Origin of the sequence: Roseibium sp. (assembly GCF_025698965.1) — a bacterium.
Lineage (GTDB): Bacteria > Pseudomonadota > Alphaproteobacteria > Rhizobiales > Stappiaceae > Roseibium.
This window is the reverse complement of the sequence record NZ_JAILWL010000653.1, coordinates 1-2,752: the sequence shown is the minus strand read 5'-3', so window position 1 is coordinate 2,752 and position 2,752 is coordinate 1. Positions and strand designations below refer to the sequence as shown.

At 55.3% G+C, this 2,752-nt stretch carries 3 protein-coding genes; 2 read left to right on the top strand and 1 reads right to left on the bottom strand.

Annotation, left to right across the window (positions count from 1 at the left end; translation table 11 throughout):
• Positions 1-50 precede the first annotated feature (50 nt).
• Positions 51-200, top strand: a complete 150-nt coding sequence (locus K5905_RS31145) for a DUF1127 domain-containing protein (RefSeq protein WP_297591596.1) — start codon at positions 51-53, stop codon at positions 198-200.
• A gap of 308 nt (positions 201-508) precedes the next feature.
• Complete coding sequence (gene trmFO / locus K5905_RS31140; protein WP_297591595.1) at positions 509-1,927, top strand: methylenetetrahydrofolate--tRNA-(uracil(54)-C(5))-methyltransferase (FADH(2)-oxidizing) TrmFO; 1,419 nt, start codon at positions 509-511, stop codon at positions 1,925-1,927.
• A gap of 50 nt (positions 1,928-1,977) precedes the next feature.
• Here trmFO and K5905_RS31135 read toward each other — a convergent pair.
• Positions 1,978-2,752 (bottom strand): phytoene/squalene synthase family protein (locus tag K5905_RS31135; protein ID WP_297591594.1); only part of this gene is annotated, 775 nt, incomplete at its 5' end.

The following is a 2,752-nucleotide window of genomic DNA, read 5'->3' as shown; positions in this document are numbered from 1 at the left end:
AGACGCCGATCCGCGGTGCCATGGCCATGAGATAGCGAAAGGCCTAAATCATGATCGATACTGTAGTACGCAAATTCAACAACTGGAAACGCTTCCGTCAGACCTATGACGAGCTGTCCAACCTGAGCAACCGTGAGCTGAACGATCTGGGTATCGCCCGGTCAGACATCGCTCGCTACGCTCGTATGTCTGCAAAATAACAAGTTTCGCGGCCTGAAGATCTCCTCCTCCCAATTCTTCGGGCCGTACTTCTCTGCACCTTGAGTGCAGAGCATGATGAAAACGCCTGCCGGAACCTCCTCCCACCGGCAGGCGTTTTTTTTGCTTTTTAGGTGCGTCTGTTCACGGAGAGGCCTTCACTGAAGGTGCTGCCCGTTGAATGAAAGACGCCTGTGTCCAACATTGCGGTAAACCCGAGTTGGAGTTAATAGAGGGCCAAGACTTTTTCGGCCGGTTTGCACGGTAAACCGATTGCTTCGAGTACCCGGCCATGCCCCAGGGAAACACAATGCCCCCTATTCACGTTATCGGCGGAGGACTCGCCGGATCCGAGGCCGCCTGGCAAATCGCACAAGCAGGCCTGAACGTTGTTCTCCACGAAATGCGGCCAGTGCGGAAAACCGATGCGCATCAGACCCAGGGCCTGGCTGAACTGGTTTGCTCCAACTCCTTTCGATCGGACGATTCAGAGCAAAATGCTGTCGGACTGATTCATCACGAACTTCGTCAGCTTGGCAGCCTGATCATGACAGCGGCAGACGCCAATCAGGTGCCTGCTGGCAGTGCCCTGGCGGTTGATCGCCACGGGTTCTCCGACGCAGTAACTCAAGCGTTGGAAAATCATCCAAATATCTCGATTGAGCGCGAGGAGATCGCCGGCTTACCCCCAGCGGACTGGCAACATGTCATCATTGCAACCGGACCGTTGACATCACCTGCCCTTTCTCAAGCGGTTCTTGAAAAGAGCGGTGAGGATGCCCTCGCCTTTTTCGACGCCATCGCACCCATCGTGCATTTCGAATCGATTGACTTGTCGAAAGCCTGGTTTCAGTCACGATACGACAAGGTTGGTCCGGGCGGCACAGGCAAGGACTATCTCAACTGTCCTCTGGACAAGGAACAGTACGAAGCCTTTATCGATGCCCTTCTGGCTGGTGAGAGTGCGGACTTCAAGGAATGGGAAGCCAACACCCCCTATTTTGACGGATGCCTGCCGATTGAGGTGATGGCGTCGCGGGGTCGGGAGACACTCAGGCACGGCCCGATGAAACCAATGGGGCTCACCAACGCCCACAATCCGGACGTCAAGGCTTACGCGGTTGTTCAGCTGCGTCAGGACAATGCCCTTGGCACGCTATACAACATGGTCGGGTTTCAGACGAAACTGAAATATGGTTCGCAGGCAGACATCTTCAGGATGATCCCAGGGCTTGAACAGGCTCAATTTGCGCGCCTTGGCGGCCTTCACCGCAATACTTTCCTGAATTCACCCAAAGTTCTCGATAAAGCACTGCGTTTAAAATCCGATCCACGTTTGCGCTTTGCAGGCCAGATCACCGGATGCGAAGGCTATGTCGAATCGGCAAGCGTCGGCTGTCTGGCTGGAATATTCAGCGTAATGGAGGCGCGCGGGCAAGACATCGTCAGACCGCCGGAGACCACCGCGATGGGCGCCCTTCTCGGGCACATCACCGAGGGACATATTTCGCGTGACGATGGTGCCGGCAAACCCAAATCCTTCCAACCGATGAACGTCAATTTCGGTTTGTTTCCGCCTGTCGAGGCTCCAAGTAAGGACGACAGCGGAAAACGCTTGAAAGGCAAGGAAAAAGCCAAGGCCAAAAAACTCGCCATGACCAATCGCGCCAAGGCGGACTTTGCCCATTGGCAAGTCGAGCTCGGATTGCATAAATCGGCAGCGGAATAGTCTGACAGGACAGGAAGACAATAGAACCGCGATGCGGTGCGTCGCGGTTTTTAATGCACCCGGTCGAGGCTCTTTCCTGAACTTCGCCACAGGATCCACTGTCGGCGAAGCTGGGATATTTCAGCCACCTGCTTCAACGGATCAAATCCGGGATCTTCGAGCTTGCGCAGATACGGACCTGTCAGTGTCAGTGGCAGAAATGCAGGCAGACACCGGTCCGGAACATCTCCCGATGCTTGCCTGACCCGCCCGAGATGATGGCGAACATGGTCGCGCATTTCTTTCAAAGCGGCTCGCAGCTCTGGCGTGGTTTCGCCTTTGAAGATCGTTGTGGGATCGACATTATGGCGGTTCAGGACGTCCTTGGGCAGATACAATTGCCGCCGTGCTGCATGCCACGGCAGAGCGCGCATCAAGCCGGTCAAGCCATATGCAACACCCGCATGTCCAGCAGCGGTCGCAGTTCCGGCGTCCTTGCCCTCGTTGAGCACAAGGCAAGCAAGCTGGATCAGGCCTGAAACCGTTTCTCCGGTGTATCCTTCCAGATCATTCAGCTTCGGCATCGGATCGTTATAAAGATCAAAGATCCGCGCTTCAGCCATCGCGATCAAACCTTGCTTTGGCAACTGGTACTTTTCAACTGTCTGCAAAAGGGTGCTGGCCACCGGGTTCGCTGCAGCAGCACCGTGTTCGGTTCCATCCAGAAGGTCCTTCCACCATTGCAGGCGGACCTCACCAGGCAAGGGTTCTGAAACAATTTCCCGTACACGAGCAATTTCGGCGTTATAGGCATAAAGAGCCATGAGGCCGTCGCGATGCGCTTCG

Coding starts and splice junctions, on each gene's coding strand:
- trmFO (WP_297591595.1), top strand. CDS start 509: ATGCCCCCTATTCACGTTATCGGCGGAGGACTCGCCGGATCCGAGGCC.
- K5905_RS31145 (WP_297591596.1), top strand. CDS start 51: ATGATCGATACTGTAGTACGCAAATTCAACAACTGGAAACGCTTCCGT.